At 53.1% G+C, this 21,776-nt stretch carries 15 protein-coding genes and 2 rRNA genes; 8 read left to right on the forward strand and 9 right to left on the reverse strand.

Annotated elements, in window-relative coordinates; genetic code table 11:
• The first annotated feature begins 69 nt into the window (after positions 1–69).
• From WBR25_RS00320 to tcdA, 3 genes are all read left to right on the forward strand, one after another.
• Positions 70–2,959, forward strand: a 23S ribosomal RNA gene (locus WBR25_RS00320).
• Between the two features lie 107 nt (positions 2,960–3,066).
• Positions 3,067–3,181: ribosomal RNA gene (gene rrf, locus WBR25_RS00325) — 5S ribosomal RNA — on the forward strand.
• 194 nt (positions 3,182–3,375) lie between these two features.
• Positions 3,376–4,212, forward strand: a complete 837-nt coding sequence (gene tcdA / locus WBR25_RS00330) for a tRNA cyclic N6-threonylcarbamoyladenosine(37) synthase TcdA (RefSeq protein WP_100652211.1) — start codon at positions 3,376–3,378, stop codon at positions 4,210–4,212.
• Between the two features lie 21 nt (positions 4,213–4,233).
• On the opposite strand, the gene WBR25_RS00335 is transcribed toward tcdA, so the two are convergent.
• Positions 4,234–4,668, reverse strand: coding sequence for a SufE family protein (locus WBR25_RS00335; RefSeq protein ID WP_201948443.1), 435 nt, complete (start codon positions 4,666–4,668; stop codon positions 4,234–4,236).
• A 13-nt stretch (positions 4,669–4,681) separates the two neighbouring features.
• Positions 4,682–5,902, reverse strand: coding sequence for a SufS family cysteine desulfurase (locus WBR25_RS00340; protein ID WP_479749224.1), 1,221 nt, complete (start codon positions 5,900–5,902; stop codon positions 4,682–4,684).
• A gap of 181 nt (positions 5,903–6,083) precedes the next feature.
• On the opposite strand from WBR25_RS00340, the gene rep reads away from it, so the two are divergent.
• A complete protein-coding gene (gene rep, locus WBR25_RS00345; RefSeq protein ID WP_069529784.1) occupies positions 6,084–8,096 on the forward strand; it encodes a DNA helicase Rep in 2,013 nt (670 codons plus the stop codon).
• Positions 8,097–8,098: 2 nt separating this feature from the next.
• Here rep and WBR25_RS00350 read toward each other — a convergent pair whose 3' ends face one another.
• The 5 genes from WBR25_RS00350 to WBR25_RS00370 form a co-directional block, all read right to left on the reverse strand.
• Positions 8,099–10,375 (reverse strand): putative bifunctional diguanylate cyclase/phosphodiesterase, encoded by a 2,277-nt coding sequence (locus WBR25_RS00350; protein WP_100652217.1) that lies wholly within the window; start codon positions 10,373–10,375, stop codon positions 8,099–8,101.
• An 84-nt stretch (positions 10,376–10,459) separates the two neighbouring features.
• Positions 10,460–10,915 carry a c-type cytochrome gene (locus tag WBR25_RS00355; protein ID WP_019444987.1) on the reverse strand — a complete coding sequence of 152 codons (456 nt, stop codon included), beginning with the start codon at positions 10,913–10,915 and terminating at the stop codon, positions 10,460–10,462.
• A 197-nt stretch (positions 10,916–11,112) separates the two neighbouring features.
• Complete coding sequence (tdh, locus tag WBR25_RS00360; RefSeq protein WP_005340852.1) at positions 11,113–12,141, reverse strand: L-threonine 3-dehydrogenase; 1,029 nt, start codon at positions 12,139–12,141, stop codon at positions 11,113–11,115.
• Positions 12,142–12,196: 55 nt separating this feature from the next.
• Positions 12,197–13,387, reverse strand: a complete 1,191-nt coding sequence (locus WBR25_RS00365; RefSeq protein WP_265061881.1) for a glycine C-acetyltransferase — start codon at positions 13,385–13,387, stop codon at positions 12,197–12,199.
• A 115-nt stretch (positions 13,388–13,502) separates the two neighbouring features.
• Complete coding sequence (locus WBR25_RS00370; RefSeq protein ID WP_005340848.1) at positions 13,503–14,147, reverse strand: TetR/AcrR family transcriptional regulator; 645 nt, start codon at positions 14,145–14,147, stop codon at positions 13,503–13,505.
• A gap of 158 nt (positions 14,148–14,305) precedes the next feature.
• On the opposite strand from WBR25_RS00370, the gene rfaD reads away from it, so the two are divergent.
• From rfaD to WBR25_RS00390, 4 genes are all read left to right on the forward strand, one after another.
• Positions 14,306–15,262, forward strand: a complete 957-nt coding sequence (gene rfaD, locus WBR25_RS00375; RefSeq protein ID WP_040069912.1) for an ADP-glyceromanno-heptose 6-epimerase — start codon at positions 14,306–14,308, stop codon at positions 15,260–15,262.
• Positions 15,263–15,380: 118 nt separating this feature from the next.
• Entirely contained in the window at positions 15,381–17,141 is a 1,761-nt protein-coding gene (locus tag WBR25_RS00380; protein ID WP_479749228.1) for a bifunctional glycosyltransferase family 4 protein/polysaccharide deacetylase, read from the forward strand.
• A gap of 3 nt (positions 17,142–17,144) precedes the next feature.
• On the forward strand, positions 17,145–18,371 hold the full coding sequence (locus WBR25_RS00385; RefSeq protein ID WP_371167163.1) for an O-antigen ligase family protein: 1,227 nt from the start codon (positions 17,145–17,147) through the stop codon (positions 18,369–18,371).
• On the forward strand, positions 18,368–19,444 hold the full coding sequence (locus tag WBR25_RS00390; RefSeq protein WP_479749231.1) for a glycosyltransferase family 9 protein: 1,077 nt from the start codon (positions 18,368–18,370) through the stop codon (positions 19,442–19,444). The genes WBR25_RS00385 and WBR25_RS00390 overlap by 4 nt, the downstream gene beginning before the upstream one ends.
• 38 nt (positions 19,445–19,482) lie before the next feature.
• Here the strand turns inward: WBR25_RS00390 and WBR25_RS00395 are convergent, their stop codons facing one another.
• Positions 19,483–20,460 carry a WaaS/CpsH family glycosyltransferase gene (locus tag WBR25_RS00395; protein ID WP_479749233.1) on the reverse strand — a complete coding sequence of 326 codons (978 nt, stop codon included), beginning with the start codon at positions 20,458–20,460 and terminating at the stop codon, positions 19,483–19,485.
• Between the two features lie 52 nt (positions 20,461–20,512).
• The gene (locus WBR25_RS00400) at positions 20,513–21,574 is read right to left on the reverse strand and encodes a glycosyltransferase (protein ID WP_407959043.1); all 1,062 of its coding nucleotides are present in this window, start codon (positions 21,572–21,574) and stop codon (positions 20,513–20,515) included.
• Positions 21,575–21,776: the final 202 nt, after the last annotated feature.

The following is a 21,776-nucleotide window of genomic DNA, read 5'->3' on the forward strand; positions in this document are numbered from 1 at the left end:
AATTTTATTTGGTCCTTGTTGTACGACAACAAGCTGTGCCGGTTTCACCGACACTTCTTGGGGTTGTATGGTTAAGTGACTAAGCGTACATGGTGGATGCCTTGGCAGTCAGAGGCGATGAAGGACGTACTAACCTGCGATAAGCTGTGAGAAGTCGGTAAGAGACGCTATTACTCACAGATTTCCGAATGGGGAAACCCACCCGAGATAACTCGGGTATCTGTTACTGAATACATAGGTAACAGAGGCGAACCGGGAGAACTGAAACATCTAAGTACCCCGAGGAAAAGAAATCAACCGAGATTCCCTCAGTAGCGGCGAGCGAACGGGGATTAGCCCTTAAGCATCTTGGAAGTTAGTGGAACGGTCCTGGAAAGAACCGGCGATACAGGGTGATAGCCCCGTACACGAAAACGACCTTGATGTGAAATCGAGTAGGGCGGGACACGTGACATCCTGTCTGAATATGGGGGGACCATCCTCCAAGGCTAAATACTCCTGACTGACCGATAGTGAACCAGTACCGTGAGGGAAAGGCGAAAAGAACCCCTGTGAGGGGAGTGAAATAGAACCTGAAACCGTGTACGTACAAGCAGTGGGAGCCCTTCGGGGTGACTGCGTACCTTTTGTATAATGGGTCAGCGACTTACATTTTGTAGCGAGGTTAACCGTATAGGGGAGCCGTAGGGAAACCGAGTCTTAACTGGGCGTCTAGTTGCAAGGTGTAGACCCGAAACCGGGTGATCTAGCCATGGGCAGGTTGAAGGTTGAGTAACATCAACTGGAGGACCGAACCCACTAACGTTGCAAAGTTAGGGGATGACCTGTGGCTGGGGGTGAAAGGCCAATCAAACTCGGAGATAGCTGGTTCTCCCCGAAAGCTATTTAGGTAGCGCCTCGGACGAATACTACTGGGGGTAGAGCACTGTTTGGGCTAGGGGGTCATCCCGACTTACCAACCCCATGCAAACTCCGAATACCAGTAAGTAATATCCGGGAGACACACGGCGGGTGCTAACGTCCGTCGTGAAGAGGGAAACAACCCAGACCGCCGGCTAAGGTCCCAAAGTTCTGGTTAAGTGGGAAACGATGTGGGAAGGCTCAGACAGCTAGGATGTTGGCTTAGAAGCAGCCATCATTTAAAGAAAGCGTAATAGCTCACTAGTCGAGTCGGCTGCGCGGAAGATGTAACGGGGCTCAAACCAGGCACCGAAGCCGCGGATTCACACTTATGTGTGAGTGGTAGGGGAGCGTTCTGTAAGTCTGCGAAGGTGTATCGAGAGGTATGCTGGAGATATCAGAAGTGCGAATGCTGACGTAAGTAACGATAAAGGGGGTGAAAAGCCTCCTCGCCGGAAGACCAAGGGTTCCTGTCCAACGTTAATCGGGGCAGGGTGAGTCGACCCCTAAGGCGAGGCCGAAAGGCGTAGTCGATGGGAAGCAGGTTAATATTCCTGCACGACTTGTAATTGCGATGGGGGGACGGAGAAGGCTAGGTGGGCCAGGCGACGGTTGTCCTGGTGAAAGTGCGTAGGCGGTGTTTCTAGGCAAATCCGGAGACACAACACTGAGACACGAGACGAACGCACTACGGTGCGGAAGCCATTGATGCCCTGCTTCCAGGAAAAGCCTCTAAGCTTCAGATTACAAGTCATCGTACCCCAAACCGACACAGGTGGTCGGGTAGAGAATACCAAGGCGCTTGAGAGAACTCGGGTGAAGGAACTAGGCAAAATAGAACCGTAACTTCGGGAGAAGGTTCGCTCTTGATGGTGAAGTCCCTTGCGGATGGAGCTGTCGGGAGTCGCAGTGACCAGATGGCTGGGACTGTTTATCAAAAACACAGCACTCTGCAAACACGAAAGTGGACGTATAGGGTGTGACACCTGCCCGGTGCCGGAAGGTTAATTGATGGGGTTAGCGCAAGCGAAGCTCTTGATCGAAGCCCCGGTAAACGGCGACCGTAACTATAACGGTCCTAAGGTAGCGAAATTCCTTGTCGGGTAAGTTCCGACCTGCACGAATGGTGTAACCATGGCCATGCTGTCTCCACCCGAGACTCAGTGAAATCGAATTCGCCGTGAAGATGCGGTGTACCCGCGGCTAGACGGAAAGACCCCGTGAACCTTTACTACAGCTTGGCACTGAACATTGAACCTACATGTGTAGGATAGGTGGGAGGCTTTGAAGGCGTGACGCCAGTTGCGCTGGAGCCGTCCTTGAAATACCACCCTTGTATGTTTGATGTTCTAACGCAGGGCCCTGAATCGGGCTCGCGGACAGTGCCTGGTGGGTAGTTTGACTGGGGCGGTCTCCTCCCAAAGAGTAACGGAGGAGCACGAAGGTTGGCTAATCCTGGTCGGACATCAGGAGGTTAGTGCAATGGCATAAGCCAGCTTAACTGCGAGACGGACAGGTCGAGCAGGTACGAAAGTAGGTCATAGTGATCCGGTGGTTCTGAATGGAAGGGCCATCGCTCAACGGATAAAAGGTACTCCGGGGATAACAGGCTGATACCGCCCAAGAGTTCATATCGACGGCGGTGTTTGGCACCTCGATGTCGGCTCATCACATCCTGGGGCTGAAGTCGGTCCCAAGGGTATGGCTGTTCGCCATTTAAAGTGGTACGCGAGCTGGGTTCAGAACGTCGTGAGACAGTTCGGTCCCTATCTGCCGTGGGCGTTGGATGATTGAAGGGAGTTGCTCCTAGTACGAGAGGACCGGAGTGAACGAACCTCTGGTGTTCGGGTTGTCACGCCAGTGGCACTGCCCGGTAGCTAAGTTCGGAATCGATAACCGCTGAAAGCATCTAAGCGGGAAGCGAGCCCTGAGATGAGTCATCCCTGACCCCTTGAGGGTCCTAAAGGGCCGTTGGAGACCACAACGTTGATAGGTGGGGTGTGTAAGCGCGGCGACGTGTTGAGCTAACCCATACTAATTACCCGTGAGGCTTAACCATACAACACCCAAGAAGTGTTTCTGGCCTTGTAGCGAATGAACGAACTACTAATTCAGTGATAATGACCAAGTCGTTACTCACGTCAGCTTTCTAGATTAAAGAATTTGCCTGGCGGCCATAGCGCCGTGGAACCACCTGATCCCATGCCGAACTCAGAAGTGAAACGCGGTAGCGCCGATGGTAGTGTGGCATTCGCCATGCGAGAGTAGGACACTGCCAGGCACCCAATACAAGAAACCCCGCTCATCGAGCGGGGTTTTTTATTGCCTGCAATTTATTGAATCGTCTAATAATTGACCTTTTATTCTCTGTTCTCTGCCGTTTTCCCTGTTTTTCCTTCCCAATTTTCTCCGGTGCTGCCATCGCGGCTGGCGGTGGTTGCCGTTATAATGGCCGCCCTCAAGCAAGGTGGTGGTATGAAAGCAGAATATCTACAACGATTCGGGGGCATTGCCCGTCTTTATGGTCAGAGTGCCCTGCGTTCCTTTAGCCAGGCGAAAGTCTGTGTGGTGGGGATCGGCGGTGTGGGCTCCTGGACGGCCGAGGCGCTGGCCCGCGCCGGTATCAACCAGATCACCCTGATCGACATGGATGATATCTGCATCACCAACACCAATCGCCAGATCCACGCTATGCAGGGTACGGTCGGTCGCCTCAAGACCGAGGTGATGGCCGAGCGTATTCGCGCCATCAACCCGGATTGCGAGGTGATCGAGGTGGATGATTTCGTCACCGCCGATAACCTGGCCGAGCATATCAAGCGGGAGTTTGATTATGTGGTGGACGCCATCGACTCGGTCAAGGCCAAGGTGGCGCTGATTGCCTTCTGCAAGCGCAACAAGATCCCGGTGATCGTCGCGGGTGGTGCCGGTGGGCAGATGGATCCGACCCAAATCACCGTGGCCGATCTGGCTAAGACCATTCAGGATCCGCTCGCTGCGAAGGTTCGCTCCGACCTGCGCCGGTTGCACAACTTCAGCAAGAATCCTGCGCGCAAATTCGGAGTGGAGTGTGTCTTCTCAACCGAGCAGTTGAGTTATCCAGATGGCAATGGGGGTACCTGTCAGGCCAAGGCGGCCAGCGATGGCACCATGAAGATGGATTGCGCCTCCGGTTTTGGCGCCGTGACGCCGGTGACGGCAACCTTCGGGCTGGTTGCCGCGTCCCGGGTATTGAAGAAGATTGCCGAGCGGGGCGCCCGAGCCGAGAAAGAGGCAGGGAATGAAGATGCTGGGTCGATTAGCGAAGCCTAATCGACCACTGAACAAGGCGAGTTAGACCGCCTGCTCCCGGATCGCCAGCACGATCGCTCTGAGCCCGTTACCTCGTGACGGGCTCAAGTGTTTCTCAAGCCCCAGTTCGGTAAAATACCCTTCCATATCAAAAGCCTGGATCGCCGCAGACGATTGGTGGTTAAGCGCCGCCAGCACGATAACGATCAGCCCGCGCACGATGCGGGCATCGGAATCACAGGCAAAATGCCAGCAGCCATCCTCGCTTTGTTCTCCCTTCAGCCAAGCCTGGCTTTCACACCCCTTGAGGCGAAACTCCTCCTGCTGCCATTCGCCGGGTAGCGCTGGCAGCTGTTTGCCGAGCTGGATGATGAGCCGGTACTGGTTCTCCCAGCCGTGGGCGGCGGCAAACTGCTGGCGGATGGTGTCGGCGTTGGGCTCAAGGCCAATCTGGGTATAGCTTGCGAGGTCACTCATTCGGTTGTCTGCCTTAGAAGAAGTCACTGAGTTTGTGCAGGGCGGCCAGCAGGGCGTCGACATCGTCCCGATTGTTGTAGCAAGCCAGCGAGGCGCGCATGGTGCCGCCGATCCCGAGTGATTCCATCAATGGCATGGCGCAGTGATGGCCGACTCGCAGGGCGATCCCCTGCATATCGAGCAGGGTGGCGGCATCCTGCGGGTGGATGTCGTCGAGCAAGAAAGAGACCGCACCGGCGCGTTGGCCGGGTTCGCCGACCAGACGCAGCCCCGGCACCTGTTGCAGGCCTGCGACCAGATAGTCTGTCAGCGCTTGCTCATGTTTGACGAGCCATTGCCGATCTTGCCCCATCACAAAGTCGATGGCGGCGGCGAGGCCGATAGCGCCAGCAATATGGGGGGTGCCCGCCTCGAATTTGAAGGGCAGGGTATTGAAGGTGGTGCCGCTGAAACTGACCCGATCGATCATCTCGCCACCGGCTTGCCAGGGCGGCATCCGCTCCAATAGCTCGGTGCGGCCCCACAACACACCGATGCCGGTCGGGCCATAGAGCTTGTGGCCGGAGAAGGCGTAGAAGTCGCAGCCGATGGCTTGCACATCCACCTCGAGATGAGCCACCGCTTGGGCGCCGTCGATCAGCGTCACGGCGCCAACCACTTTGGCGGCAGCCACCATCCGGGTGACCGGATTGACAGTACCGAGGGCATTGGATACGTGGGCCACGCTCACCAGCCGGGTCCGTGGCCCCAGCATGGCGTGATAGGCGGCCAGATCGAGATCGCCCCGCTCATTGAGCGGGATGACCCGGATCACAGCACCGGTACGCTGGGCGACCAGTTGCCATGGGACGATATTGGCGTGGTGCTCCAGCGTACTGAGGATAATTTCGTCCCCCGCCTTGAGCTCGCTCATCCCCCAGCTTTGGGCCACCAGATTGATCGCCTCCGTGGTGCCACGGGTCCAGATCACCTCTTGGCAGCGTGGCGCATTGATAAAGCGGGCGACCGTTTCGCGGGCGGCCTCGAAGGCGCGAGTTGCGCGACCACTCAGCGCATGGGCGGCGCGGTGCACGTTGGCGTTGTCGACCCCATAGTAGTGAGCGATGGCATCCAGTACCGCTTGTGGTTTCTGGGTGGTGGCGGCGTTGTCCAGATAGACCAGAGGGTGGCCGTTTACCTCCTGCGCCAAGGCCGGAAACTGGCTGCGCAGTTGGTTGTGCTGTTGCTGATTCATGCTCCCCTCATCATCTGGAAAAAGTCATCATCTCGAAAGGTCGGCCATGATCCTGAAAATAGCGCCCGAACACAAGGCGCGATAAGCCAGATGGGCGGTTGCCTGCCGTGCAGCAGGTACGGCTCGTCGGGTGATTTCTGGTACAATGCCGCCCCTCATCATAAGCCAAGAGATCCGGCCCATGAAGCTCAACCCCAATCAGAACGAAGCGGTCAAGTATGTTTCCGGCCCTTGCCTGGTGCTGGCGGGTGCCGGATCGGGCAAGACCCGCGTCATCACCAACAAGATTGCCTATCTGGTGCAGCAGTGCGGCTACAGTGCGCGCAACATAGCAGCGGTCACCTTTACCAATAAGGCGGCGCGGGAGATGAAGGAGCGGGTCGGCCAGACCCTGGGTCGCAAGGAGGCGCGGGGGCTGATGGTCTCCACCTTCCATACTCTGGGGCTCGATATCATCCGCCGGGAGCACAAGAGCCTGAATCTCAAGGCGAACTTTTCCCTGTTCGATGACACCGACCAGCTGGCGCTGTTGAAAGAATTGACTGAAGACGAGCTCGACAACGACAAGGACAAGCTCTCGGCCCTTATCAGCCAGATCTCCAACTGGAAGAACGACCTCATCCTGCCCGCCCGCGCCATGCGTATCGCCCGTGGGCCGGAAGAGGTGTTGATGGCCCAGCTCTACGAGCGTTATCACCGCCAGATGGTGGCCTATAACGCGCTGGATTTTGACGACCTCATCGTGATGCCGACCCTGCTGCTCAAGAGCAATCAGGAGGTGCGCGAGCGCTGGCAGAACAAGATCCGCTATCTGCTGGTCGATGAGTACCAAGACACCAACACCAGCCAATACGAGCTGGTGAAGCAGATCGTCGGTGAGCGGGCCCGTTTTACCGTGGTGGGTGATGATGACCAGTCCATCTACTCCTGGCGCGGTGCCAAGCCGCAGAATCTGGTGCTGCTGAGCGAGGATTTCCCCAGTCTCAAGCTGATCAAGCTGGAGCAGAACTACCGCTCCAAGCGGCGTATCCTCAAGTGCGCCAACATCCTGATCGCCAACAACCCGCACGTCTATGACAAGGCGCTCTTCTCCGAGCTTGATGAGGGGGTGAAGCTCAAGGTGCTGTTCGCCAAGAACGAGGAGCACGAAGCGGAGCGGATCGCCGCCGAGATGATGGGCCACAAGTTTATGAACCGCACCCGGTTCAAGGATTACGCCATCCTCTATCGGGGCAACCATCAGTCGCGCATCTTCGAGAAGGCGCTGATGACCAACCGGATTCCTTATCGCATCTCCGGCGGCACCTCGTTCTTCTCCCGCACCGAGATCAAGGACATCATGGCCTACCTCAAGCTGCTGGTGAATCCGGATGAGGACACAGCCTTCCTGCGGGTGGTCAACCTGCCGCGTCGCGAGATCGGCCCCACTACCCTCGAAAAACTGGGTCAGTATGCCAATCAGCGCGGCAAGAGCCTGTTTGCCGCCAGCTTCGAGCTGGGGCTGGAGCAGCACCTCTCAGGCCGTGGCCTCACTGCATTACAGGCCTTCACCAACTGGCTGGTACGCCTTGGCGATCAGGCGCTGCGTGGCAATCCGGTGGAGGCGGTGCGGGACATGATCAAGGAGATCCACTACGAAGAGTGGCTCTACGAGACCTCCCCCAGCCCGAAAGCGGCAGAAATGCGGATGCAGAACGTTTCTACTCTCTATCGCTGGATCACCGAGATGCTGGAAGGAGATGAGCTGGAAGAGTCGATGACGCTGGCTCAGGTGGTCACTCGCCTCACCCTGCGCGACATGATGGAGCGCAACGAGGGGGAGGACGACGCGGATCAGGTGCAGTTGATGACCCTGCACGCCTCAAAGGGGCTGGAGTTCCCCTATGTCTACATGGTGGGGATGGAGGAGGGCTTGCTCCCCCACCAGACCAGCATAGACGAGGACAACGTCGAGGAGGAGCGGCGTCTCGCCTACGTGGGCATCACCCGGGCCCAGACCGAGCTGACCTTTACCCTCTGCAAGGAGCGGCGCCAGTTTGGCGAGTCGGTACGTCCGGAGCCGAGCCGCTTCCTGCTGGAGCTGCCGCAGGATGACCTTGAATGGGAAAACCAGAAGAAGGTGACGGCCGAGGAGCGCCAGCAGAAGGGGCAGGTCGGTGTTGCCAACCTGCGGGCGTTGTTCAAGAAGGATTAACCCTAAGGATTGGCCGGGGTCAGTAGCGGCACTATATCTGCTCCCGGCATGGGCGGAGAGATATAGCGCCCTTGCCCCATCCGGCAGCCAATATCGATGAGCTTCTGCAACTGCTGCTGGTTCTCGATCCCCTCGACCACCAGGGTGTAATCGAGATCCTGACAGATATCCCGCATGGCGCGGATCAGCGCCAAATCTTTGGGCGATTGCAGCATCCTCTGGGTAAAGCTGTCATCCACCTTGATGTAATCCACCGGGAAGTGGAACAAGGCGTTGAGGGAGGAGAAGCCGGTGCCGAAATCATCGAGGCTGATCTGGATACCCTTGGCGCGCAGCTCGTGCAGGGATGCCAGCGCATCGGAATCTTGCCGCGACAGCTCCCGCTCGTTGAATTCAAAAATCAGATAGCCGGGGGCGACCCCTTCCTCTTCGATGATCCCCATCAGTCGCATGATGTGGTCATGGTTGACCAGATGCTTGCCCGACAGATTGATGGCGATCTTGAACTTGCCCTGCCCGGAGATTGGCAGCCAGTTCTTCAGTTGCTGACAGGTGTGGCGCAGGATCTGGTAATCCAGCTCCAGAATCAGGCCGCACTGCTCTGCCAGCGGAATAAAGTCGAACGCATCCTTCAGGATGCCCTCCTCGGTCAGCCAGCGCGCCATCACCTCCAGTCCGGTCAGGCGGCTATCCTGCAGCCGGATCACCGGCTGGAAGTAGGGGACGATACGCCCCTCCCGCAGGGCTCTGGCCAGCATCTCTTCCGGCGAATTCCAGTTCTGGTTGATGCAATCATCCGAGTAGCTGACGATGCGACTGCGGCCATTGCGCTTGGCCTGATACATGGCCAGATCGGCCTGATGGAGCAGCTGGCTGATATCTGAGGTTTGCTCGGAGACGCTCGATACCCCAAGGCTGACGGTAATGCTCAGCTCGTTGCCGAGTAGCCGGAACGGGTAGGAGAGACGGCTGATAATGCGGTTGAGCACCGGGCTGATGTCATCGTCGCTCTTGCTGCTGTCCAGATAGATAACGAACTCGTCGCCCCCCAGTCTGGCCACCAGATCGTTTTGCCGGATGCAGGTCTGCAGGCGGCGGCTCACCTCCTTGAGCAGCTGATCGCCAGCGCTGTGGCCCAGGGTGTCATTGATCTGCTTGAAATGATCCACATCGATAAAAATTACCGCGAATCCCGGCGATTTGTAGCGGTTGTAGTGGGTCATGGCGTGGTTGAGGTGGTTCATCAACAGCGCGCGGTTGGGCAGCTGGGTCAGCGGGTCGTGAAGCGCATCGAATTGCAGCCGCCGTTCCAGCTCCTGATGCTGCTTGAGCTGCTTTTGCAGCCTGAGGTTGGTCTGACGCAGCTGTTGCAGCCGCTGGTTGATGGAGTCTTCGGTATTGATGTCGTTGAGCTGCTGGCGGATCCGTCTCAGCTCCAGCAGCAGGGTGAGCTGGCCACGCAGGAAGTCGAGAAACAGCTTGTCGTCGGTCTCCAGCGGTTGAGCCGTGCTGATGATGAAGTGGGCGAAGTACTGTTGTTGCAGCCGCAGCGGCATGCTGTGCCAGTAGCGGGACTCCCTGCTCACCTCGATATTGCTGGTGCTGTGGCACAAGCCGCTGATGAACTCGTCTCCCTGATGGGGATGGGCGGGGTAGATCTTTTCCAGCTTCTGACTGGTTAGCCTGACCAGCAGCATGTCCTCGATGGTGAGCATCTGGCGCAGTACCGCTTCCAGCTGGGAGAAGAGCGCCTGGGCCGGCAAGGTATTGGCGAGCCGCATGATGCGGCTGATGCTCTCGATTTTCTTTTTCCAGTTCGGGTCTTTGCGGATCAGCGGCGAAGGGAGCTCGGTGAGATGGGAGCCCGCCTGGGTTTCGGTCAGCCGTTTGGCCAGACACTCCAGCAGTAGACGCAGGGTCGGCAGGTCGGCTGGTGTGCCACGCGCCAGCAACCACTGTATCTGGCCATGCTCGATGGGGAAGACGCACCACCCTTCGGCTTCATCCAGCTGGGTGAGTTGATCGGTGATGCGGGACTGCTCACGGCCCAGCTGTTGCTTGAAGATGTCGCTGACCTTGTAGGCGTAAAGCCAGTTCAGACCGGTATCGGAGAGGCCCAGCATGCCGAAATGTTGCAGCGGGCAGAGTTGGTCAATCTGCTGGATCAGTGCATCGTAATCGTCAGACGTGGCGGTTTGTGGCGCCGGGAAGTCCATAATGGCAGAGACCAACGCCAACAGAGGAGTTGAGTAGTGGGGTTCGATGGATTGGGCCGACATGTGCAACTCCCGATATGTCTACCTTACAAGAGTAGTCGGAAGCCGATAGATTGAAAGGGCCGCAATTGCGGCCCTTTCAAATACTTACAGCTTGTCGATCATGTAGTGGATGGCGTTTTCAATCTCTTCATCACTACAGTTCGCACAGGTGCCGCGCGGAGGCATCATGCCGGACTTGCCGGTAAAGCCTTCAATGGCATGTTTCTTGAGAGTATCAATGCCCTGGGCGATGCGAGGATCCCAGGCTGCCTTGTCACCCCGTTTGGGGGCACCGGCGGCGCCGGTGTCGTGACAGGCAAAGCAGGCGCCTTTGTATACCGTTTCGCCATCGCGGGGACCGGAAGAGGCGGCCGCCGCCGGTGCAGCACTCGCGCCGGCAATACCTTCCAGATCCTTGGCGGTATAGACCTGACCGATTGGTTTGATCCGCTCGGCAATGGCTTCCGGTGACATCTCATCGGCAGCAAGCACTGCCCCAGACAAGCTGGCGGCCGTCATCCCGACAGCCAGCAAATAGCTCAGTTTTTTCAACACGCTCATATACTCCCAGCAGTCTTTTATTATCCATGTAAACGACGGGATTATAACCGAATAGTTACAGCCATTTAAACGCTTGTGTGTGAAGTGTTAAACACTCTGCGTGCAAAGTTTTGGCCGATATCACGGCAATTCGGGTGGTGGAGATAAAAAGAAACCCGGCATTCGCCGGGTTTCGGGTAACCAAGGGGTGAAACGGCCTATTTATCCCAGCTCAGGATCACCTTGCCGGAGTGGCCGGAGCGCATCGCATCGAACCCCTGCTGGAATTCGTCGATGTGGAATCTGTGGGTGATGATGGGGGAGAGATCCAGCCCGGACTGGATCAGGCTGGCCATTTTGTACCAGGTCTCGAACATCTCGCGGCCATAGATCCCTTTGATAAACAGCCCCTTGAAGATCACCTTGTTCCAGTCGATGGCCATGGTGGAGGGCGGGATGCCAAGCATGGCGATCTTGCCGCCGTGGTTCATCTTGTCGAGCATCTCCTGGAAGGCGCTCGGGACGCCGGACATCTCCAGCCCCACGTCGAAGCCTTCGGTCATGCCCAGCTCGCTCATCACGTCGGCCAGCTTCTCCTTGGCCACGTTGACCGCGCGGGTGGCGCCCATCTTGCGGGCTAGCTCCAGTCGATATTCGTTGACGTCGGTGATCACCACGTGGCGCGCACCCACATGGCGGCAGACGGCGGCTGCCATGATGCCGATGGGGCCTGCCCCGGTGATGAGTACATCTTCACCCACCAGATCGAAGGAGAGGGCGGTGTGTACCGCATTGCCGAACGGGTCGAAGATGGCGGCCAGCTCGTCCGGGATGTTGTCCGGCAGCTTGAAGGCATTGAACGCGGGGATCACCAGATATTCGGCAAAGGCACCCGGGCGGTTGACGCCAACACCAATGGTGTTGCGGCACAGGTGAGTGCGGCCAGCGCGGCAGTTGCGGCAGTGACCGCAGGTGATGTGCCCTTCGCCGGAGACCCGATCGCCGATGGCGAAGCCGCGCACCTCCTGACCGATGGCGACCACTTCGCCGACATATTCGTGGCCGACCACCATGGGTACCGGAATGGTCTTCTGGGACCACTCGTCCCAGTTGTAGATGTGGATATCGGTGCCGCAGATGGCGGTTTTGCGGATCTTGATCAGCAGGTCGTTGTGGCCGAGCTCGGGGGCCGGCACATCCGTCATCCAGATGCCGACCTCTTTGTGCAGTTTGGAGAGTGCTTTCATGGCTGTTCCTTCAATATGAATGCAGAAAAAAGGGGCTGCAGCCCCTTGATTCAAATCAGATAACGCCGAGTTCACGGCCGATGCGGATAAAGGCGTCGATCGCCTTGTCCAGCTGCTCGCGGGTGTGAGCGGCAGACATCTGGGTGCGAATGCGCGCCTGGCCCTTGGGCACGACCGGGAAGGAGAAGCCCACCACATAGATGCCGGCTGCCAGCATGCGGCTTGCCATTTCGGAGGCGAGTTTGGCATCCCCCAGCATCACCGGAATGATGGCGTGGTCGGCGCCTGCCAAAGTGAAACCGGCGGCGCTCATCCGCTCGCGGAAGTAACGGCTGTTCTCTTTCAGGCGGGCGCGCAGGTCGTGACCCTCGGCCAGCATGTCGATCACCTTGATGGTGGCGGCAACGATGGAGGGGGCCAGCGAGTTGGAGAAGAGGTAAGGGCGGGAGCGCTGACGCAGCCAGTCGATCACCTCTTTCTTGCCGGAGGTATAGCCGCCGGATGCGCCGCCGAGCGCCTTGCCCAGAGTGCCGGTGATGATGTCGACCCGATCCATCACGCCGCAATATTCGTGGGTGCCACGACCGTTTTCGCCGATAAAGCCGACGGCGTGGGAGTCATCCACCATCACCAGCGCATCGTATTTGTCTGCCAGATCGCAGATGGATTTGAGGTCGGCGATGACGCCATCCATGGAGAAGACGCCGTCGGTGGCGATCAGCTTGAAGCGGGCGCCGTCAGCATCAGCCTGCTTGAGCTGGGCTTCCAGCTCGGCCATGTCGTTGTTGGCGTAGCGATAGCGCTTGGCCTTGCACAGCCGCACGCCATCGATGATGGAGGCGTGGTTGAGGGCATCGGAGATGATGGCATCTTCGGCACCGAAAAGGGTCTCGAACAGGCCGCCATTGGCATCGAAACAGGAGGAGTAGAGGATGGTGTCTTCGGTGCCGAGGAAGGCAGACATCTTCTGCTCCAGCGCTTTGTGCTGATCCTGGGTGCCGCAGATGAAGCGCACCGAGGCCATGCCGAAGCCGTGGTTGTCGAGTCCCTGATGGGCGGCGGCGATCAGATCCGGGTGGTTGGCCAGCCCCAGATAGTTGTTGGCACAGAAGTTCAGTACCTGCTCACCGCCGACGGCGATGCTGGCCTGCTGGGCGGAGGTGATGATGCGCTCCTGCTTGTACAACCCTTCAGCTTGCACCTGGTTCAGTTGCTCGGTCAGGTGACGATAGAATCCGTTAGACATCCTCGATCCTTATTGACTATTTCAGCTGCGTATCAACAGAGGGCGACATTTTACTGCAATCTGTTGCGGTAAATTCAAATGATTGTGCTGATATTCAACAAATGTGAAACAGATCTCACCCAGCTGGTTGGGCCAGCTGACGGTAGTGCTGTTCCAGTTGCTGGATCTGTCCGGCCACCTGAGGTTGCACATAGGGGCGCAGCAGGAACAGCACCTTTAATACGCCCTGATAGAGCAGCGGTTTGGTGATGCGGGTGTTGGGGGCCTGGGCAATCTGGAACGGGATCCAGCAGGTCACCACCATCTTGATGGTTTGGCCCAGATCCGGCAGGTCTTCATCGCTGACATCGATAATGCCGCCTTCGCGCAGGCTTCTGAGCAGCGCGACCACGGAAGAACGCATCTGCTCCTGGGCCTTGAGGTACTTCTGTTGCAGTGGTTCGTCACGGCTCAGGATGTCCGGCAGATTGGCGTAGAAGAAGCGGAACTGCCACATCAGATAGAAGATGGCATCCAGATAGCCCATCAGATCCTGCAGGGTGATCTCACGGTTGCGGGTCGGGACGAAGCTCTCGCTCAGGTGGCGGGCATACTGGTCGAAGATGGAGTGGATGATGTCTTCTTTATTGCGGAAGTGGTAGTAGAGGTTGCCCGGGCTGATGCCCATGTGCGCCGCAATGTGGTTGGTGGTGATGTTGCGTTCACCCTGATCGTTGAACAGCTCGGTCGCGCTGTGAATGATCCTGTCTCTGGTTTTCATCACTCATTCCTCCAACAGGTTCCGCTCGGGGCAGTTTTGAACAAGGTCGAATCCCCGGACGGCCCGTGATAAACTTTTCGGCAATTTCAAATTGGCTCACTATACACAGCTTTAACAAGCAGTCACATGTAGCCATCAACGTACGAGAGGCAAACTCCATGATCGTAGTAACTGGCGGTGCTGGCTTTATCGGCAGCAATCTGGTCAAGCAGCTGAACGCTCAAGGACGGACCGATATCGTGGTCATTGATGACCTGACCGACGGCACCAAGTTCGTCAACCTGGTCGATCTGACCATCGCTGACTACATGGACAAAGACGAGTTTCAGGCGCGCATCGTCTCCGGCGACGAGTTTGAAGAGTGGGACAACGGCATCGAGGTGATCTTCCACGAAGGCGCCTGCTCTGCGACCACCGAGTGGAACGGCAAGTTCATCATGGAGGTCAACTACGAGTACTCCAAGGATCTGTTCCACTACTGCATCGAGCGCGAAATTCCGTTTATTTACGCCTCCTCTGCCGCGACCTACGGTGGCCGCAACGACAACTTCATCGAAGATCCCAAGTTCGAACAGCCGCTCAACGTCTACGGCTACTCCAAGCAGCTGTTTGACCAGTACGTGCGCCGCTGGATGCCGGAGATCAACTCTCAGGTTGTCGGTTTGAAGTACTTCAACGTCTACGGCCCGCGCGAGCAGCACAAAGGCTCCATGGCTTCCGTTGCCTTCCACCTCAATACCCAGGTGAAGAAGGGCGAGAATCCCAAGCTGTTCGAAGGTTGCGATGGCTTCCCGAACGGTGGCCAGATGCGTGACTTCATCTATATCGACGACGTTTGCAAGGTAAACCTCTGGTTCTGGCAGAACCCGCAGCACTCCGGCATCTTCAACTGTGGTACCGGCCGTGCCGAGCCGTTCCAGAACGTGGCCGAAGCGGTGATCAAGCATCATCAGAAGGGTTCCATCGAGTACATTCCCTTCCCGGATCACCTCAAGGGTCGCTACCAGAGCTTCACCCAGGCTGACATGACCAAGCTGCGCAGCGTGGGTTATGACGCCGAGTTCAAAACCGTTGCCGAAGGGGTAGCGGATTACATGGCCTGGCTCAACCGCTAACGGGTGAGCACAACGCAGCAGTTTGAGCGCAAAACCGGAAGTGGGCACTCGCCTGCTTCCGGTTTCTGGTCTCTGTGGCTGCTTGCCGTTCCTCTCTTCTCTACCGGGTAACCGCGCGATGAATATATTGATGGCACTCTCCCAGCTCGAGGTAACGGGAGCTGAGGTCTATGCCACCACGGTCGGTAACGAACTGACCCGGCGTGGTCACAACGTCTTTTATGTGTCAGATACCCTGACCAAGCCGACGCTTGGCCCCGTCTTCAAGCTGAGATTCAACAAGCGCAGCATTCTGCGCCGCTTCTGGCACGTCTTCTACCTCATCTATCTCATCAAGAAGCACCATATCCAGTTGGTGCATGCTCACTCCCGCGCCTCCGGCTGGAGCAGCTATGTGGCCTGTAAGCTGACTGGCACCCCGATGATCACCACGGTGCATGGTCGCCAGCCGGTGCATGCTTCGCGCAAGGCATTCCATGCCCTTGGGCTTAGGGCGGTTGCCGTTTGTGAGGATATTGCCCATCAAATTGTCGACAATCTGGGGGTGGATCCTGCCATCGTGCAGGTGCTGCGCAACGGTATCGAAATCGACAAATTCCAGCCTGTGCCTGCGCCGGACAACCCAAAGCCGGTGATTGCCATCATTGGCCGTTTGAGCGGCCCCAAAGGGGAGCTCTGTTACCGTCTGCTCGATGAAGTGCTCGACCTGGATGCCTGCAAGGTGCGGATTGTCAGCGGTACCAAGGTACCGGAGCGCTTTGCCCGTTTCGAAGGACGCGCCGAGTTTGTTGGCTATGTCGATGATGTCCCCGCTCTGCTGGCGAGTTGCGATCTGGTGATCGGTGCCGGTCGGGTAGCGATGGAAGCACTGCTCTGTGGTCGGCCCGCCTTTGCCATTGGTGAAGCCAGGGCCATTGGTCTGGTGACCGAACAGAATCTGGATGATGCTCTGGCCAGCAATTTTGGCGATATCGGCCCCAAGGATCTGGCTATCGATTTTGCTGCCCTTAAGGGAGAAATCGAGACCGCTTTGACCAGCAAGACGGTGCCGGAAGCCATTCGGCAACGCATTCAAGATGAGTATGGCTTGCAGGGGGTAGTATCTGGCCTCGAAACCATCTATCAGGATGCCGTAGTCGAAACCCTGCGCCGCGAGATGCCCGTCATCATGTACCACCGTTTTATCGAACAGGATAGCGAGAAAGGGGTGCATGGCACCTGGATGCCGATCACCATGTTCGAGAAGCATCTGCGACTGATGAAGTGGCTCGGCTACGAAACCCTGACTTTCCGCGATTTGGCGGACAAAGGCTTTATCCACCGTCTGCAATACGGCAAGAAGTACCTGATGATCACCGCCGATGACGGCTATCAGGACAACCTGACCCGCATGCTGCCCCTGCTGGAAAAATATGGTTATAAAGCTGTGGTGTACGTGGTGACTGGCGAAGGTTATAACCGTTGGGATGTGGAGCATCCGACCAATCCGGACACCAAGGTTTCATTGATGAGTGGTGAGCAGGTCAAGGCGTTGGCCGCCAGCGGTCATGTGGAAATTGGTGGTCATACCCTGACTCACCCCCGCTTGAGCAAGCTCACACCCGAACAACAAGCCCATGAAATTCAGGAGAATAAACGCCAACTGGAGGCCCTGCTTGGCCATTCGTTGCTCTCGTTTGCCTACCCTTACGGAGATATGAACGAGAGTGCCAAGGAGCAGGCTATCGCTGCCGGGTATCGTTTTGCCGTTGCTACCAATAGCGGCCCCAAAGCGATGCACCAGGACCCCTACCAGATCCGCCGGATTGCTATCTTCCCCCGAACCGATGTGTTCGGATTGTGGCGCAAAATTCGCGGTAATTATGTGTTTAGGAAATGACTTGTGAATTTAGATAAAAAGTACTTACGACTAAATAATATTGTGCAATTTGCAGCTTTTTTATTTGGTGCAATAGTTTTAACTGTTCCCAGTGGCTATGGATATGGGCCTAGCATTTTAGTTTTGGCAAGTGTTTTTGTCTTTTGGCGTAAAAAGTATTATGTGGCAATGAGTTCTGAGGTAAAAATATTATCATATATATTCATCTCTTTTTTTATCATCCAGGCAGTGTCAATCTGGATTGATGGTGGTGCTCTAAAAGAGTTAGACCGACCCAGTCGCCTATTAATGGCTGCAATGACATTGCCTTTATTGAGTTTGTTTCCCGTGAATATTAATGTGTTTATTGCGGGGCTTTCTATTGGAGCAATTAGTTCAGGTCTAATTGCGATATATGAGAAAGTTTATTTAGGAATGCCACGAGCTTTTGATGAAAGCATGCCAATTCAGTCAGGCAACATCAGCATGACATTGGCATTGTTATGTCTATGTGCTTTTTTTTGGTTCCGCCATTTAGGGAAGAAAAGCATTGCTGCCATTATGCTTCTTTCATTTTTAATGGGGGGGATAGGCAGTTTTCTCTCCGGGACCAGAGGTGGCTGGGTTTTACTTCCAATCGTATTGTTTACAATAGTTTTTTATTTTCGAAAACAGCTATCCCTCAAAGATGGTCTCTATGCAAGTACAGTATGTGCCTTATTGTTTTTCTTGGCTATGCTTCCGCAAAGTGGCGTAATGGACAGGATATATAATGCGAAAGCAGATGTTGTTCATTATTTTGATGGTGTGAACCCGGATACATCTCTAGGCATTCGATTGCAGTTGTGGGAAAGTGCATATAACTCTTTTTTGGAAAAACCAATTTTTGGTTGGGGAAATAACGGCATTCGCTTATCACAATTAAACCAATATAATAATGGTTCTATATCCGAGTTCATTTATAATTTTAACTCACATGCACATAATCAATTTTTAGATGAATTGGCTAAACGCGGCATTATAGGCTTCTTGATGTTAGCTCTGCTGTACTTTTATCCACTTTGGGTTGCGAGTAAAAATAGAGATAACTTGTTGGTTAGTAGTATGTTGGCGGTTTCATCATTAACTCTTGTTGATTATAGCTTGAGTCAAGCATTTATAAGTCATAACTCCGGGATGATATTCTTCATGTTTTTATTTTCGGCTTTAACTACCACAATAAAGGTATCGCCTCTGGAGGGAAGAAAATGATTAAGAAATTGCAATCATGGCGCGATATCATTCGTCGTAAAATAGGGATTGTGCTTTTTGACCGGTCTTTGAAATCAGCTTCAAGTGATGATGGTGCTATAGTCTTTGTTCGTTGGGATGCCAAATTGGGGGATGCCATAGTATCATCTTGGGTTGCTCGTGAAATAAAAAAGAAGTTTCCAGGCAAAAAAGTAGTTGCAATTACAACTCCTGAGATGAGGTCTTTATTTAAAAACCAATTTCTTTTTGATGAAGTTTATTCTATTCCGAAAAGACCAAGTTATGCAGCACTCGCCTCATTGGCTAGAGATATAGGAGATGTTGAATATCTTGTTCATCTTACTAATGAAATGAAGATGAAAGATATTTTCTTTATCTCAAAATTATCTGTAAAAAATGTTATTGGCATAGATGACAAAATAAAATGTGTGAATATTAAAATTGGTCATTTAACCAAGAATATTCACTTCTCACAGAAATTTGCCTTGGCCGTTAATAAAATTGGGATTGATAACCCCGATACAGATTATATTGTTCCAGAATATCTTGAAGATGAGTCAAGCGTTAAATCTAGCTGGCCTGATAATCCCACAATCTGTTTTAATCCTTACGGTAGTGGCAGCGCGCGATCATTTAATGATGAAAAAATTATCGAGATCCTGAAGGTTATGTTGAGCAAGCCTGGATATAATGTATGTTTGCTCTATCCACCGATAAAGAAAATTGAAACAGAACACAATATCAGGAGAATGCCTGATATCTTAAGGGAAAGAGTTATCACACATGACTCATCCCATTCTTTAGGTATTCTATTCGCTCAAATAAGAAATAGTATCGGTATCGTGTCTGTAGATACCGCGACAGTACACATTGCCGCAGGGCTTAAAAAGCCTATATTTGGAATATATAATGACAATTTTGGTAAAGGTGAAAACCGGGAGTGGTTACCAAATTTTGAGAAAGCCATGGTAATGTATGTTGATGTCAAAAAAGAACAAAGTGTAAACTACATTAATATGGATGAGTTTGAGAATCAATTTAATGATTGGTATGTTCAGTACATAACACAATAATTTAAATTTCTGCACCATAGCCTGGTGCAGAATAAAAATTAAAGCATCGCCTTGATATATTTATTTACCCATATATCTAGTCTGTATTGATTTTTTATCTCGTCAGATATGTGATGATAAGGGATCGCTAAAAAGTCAGGTGATACTTTTAGATCTTCATCTGTTATGCAAAATATATTGTTGGGATGAAAGAACGGATATGTCTCTGCGGTATTGTTATTTGATATTATTTTTTGTTCATAGGCAAGAGACTCAAAAAATCTAAAAGACAAGCCTTTTTGTGACTGGTATCCTATATCAAGAATACAGTGATAAGCCGATGAGATTGCCAATAGTTCATCACCAGTAATTGGCTTGGTAATTATTTCGATTCTCTTGTCTCTTATTTTTTTGATCTTTCGGTGGTGATCAACATAAATCATGATTTTAATTTTTAAGCCTGGGTTGGCATCCAGAAATGCAGTTATAAAGGCGTAGCGTTCACGATCAAAACTAAAAATACCAAACACATCACCATCATAGTTTCTGTTTGGTTGGAGTGGGGTTAAATTATTTTTATAGTAATTAGTTACTGGTGTAAAACCATACTTTTTAACATCTTGCGGATCAAAGCTCAAAACTTTATCAAAAAGTGAAATGTTTTTGATATTATTTGGCATTCTGAGAGTACTGTCCCACAGGTGGCAAATCATCCTGTTGGTGCATTTTTTGATCTGTGTCAGATGTTCTGCCGTGTAAATATCAGGATTAGTGAGGATAGTGATATCAAAGTGGCGGTTTTTTGTAAAACCATTCAAAAACTGGGTTGTCGACAGCCAGCTTCTTTCTTGTTTTAAATTCCTTTTAAACAGAGCCTTTGAAATTAAGTTTGATATTCTCTCTACTGGATGCAGGTAATCATATATAGATATTTCCCCATTCTCAATAAATGTAACCGCGTGTCCTTGCTGTCGCATCTCTTCAACTATCGGGGTAATGAGCCCTGCGTTATCAATACCTATTAATAGGATATTCATTGGATTAGCTCTCAAAATGACATTTCAATGTTATTTCATTAAATTTAATAAACTAAAGTGACATAAATGATTTTATGGTCTCTGTACTAGAGAATGGGCTGTAAAAATGATCTGGTATATGCATTTTATCAATATCCATACGAGATATTTTTTGCGCTATTTTGGGAATGTCAAAAAGGGCGCAAAGGTTATCTTGCAGTGACCCAGTAAGAATCTCTGCCGGTCCAGACGGACAATCCACGCTGATCACCGGGGTATGGCAGATAAGTGCTTCAATAAGCACTGTTGGCAATCCTTCAGCATCTGATGTCAGGATAAGTGCTTGGGCCGCTTTGATATAGGGATAGGGATTCTTCTGAAAATCGATGATTTTCACCTTGTTGGCAAGGTTCATCTCCTCGATCATGGCTTCAATGTGAGGGCGTCGCTCCCCTTTGCCCATCAGGACGAGTGGCGTATCAACGCCACTTAGCTGATATGCCTGCAAGAGACGATCGTGGCGTTTTCGTTCTTCGAAGGTGCCAACATGGATAAAATACTTGTCGAATGGCTTGCTGAAAGGCTCATTGGCCAACGCCTGAGTTTTCTCGATATCAAAAGGATTGTAGATAACCTGACACGATTTGGGTGTAGCTTTTACATTTTGCAAAATGTCGTCCGCGATACCACGAGATACGCAGATCAGTTTCTTGCCATTATAGAAGCGCTTGAATTTTTCATATCCTTTGGCATTGTCTTTGGCAAAACCGGTGACATTACCGTGGATCCAGTAATAGATATTCAGTGTATCAGGCAGGTGCCTGGTAATTTTATCACATGAGCATGAGATGATGACGTCAGGTGAAATCTCTTTGATTCTTTTCAGGATCAGCGACGCTTGTATTTTTTCAACCGCAACATTGGATATAGCTTTAGTCAGCTTTGTGACAATGCCAAGATTAATCGGGTGAATGTTGTCAGGTAGCGTATGGTCTATTTTTTCCCGCAAGGTAAACAAAGTTACATCTGCACCGGCATCTTTTAGCAATGATGCGGTATTGAGCAAAACCTTTTCCGCACCACCACCATACAAGTCTTCAACAATGAATAAAAACTTTTTAACTGGTGGGGTCATAACTGCTCCGCGGGTCTCATAACTGACTGGTAAATCTACTAAAAATGTGAATCGTAAACGAGCAAAATCAGGTGGCAACTGTTAAAGTCGTTAGCAATTTTTTCAATAGGTATGGATCAATGATTGGTCTTAGTGGGCGCTACCATAACGCATTATTCGCGGCCTGTATATTTGCCGGGCTGTTGCTTTCCTGGTTGTTTTC

The organism is Aeromonas sp. MTB (assembly GCF_056632455.1).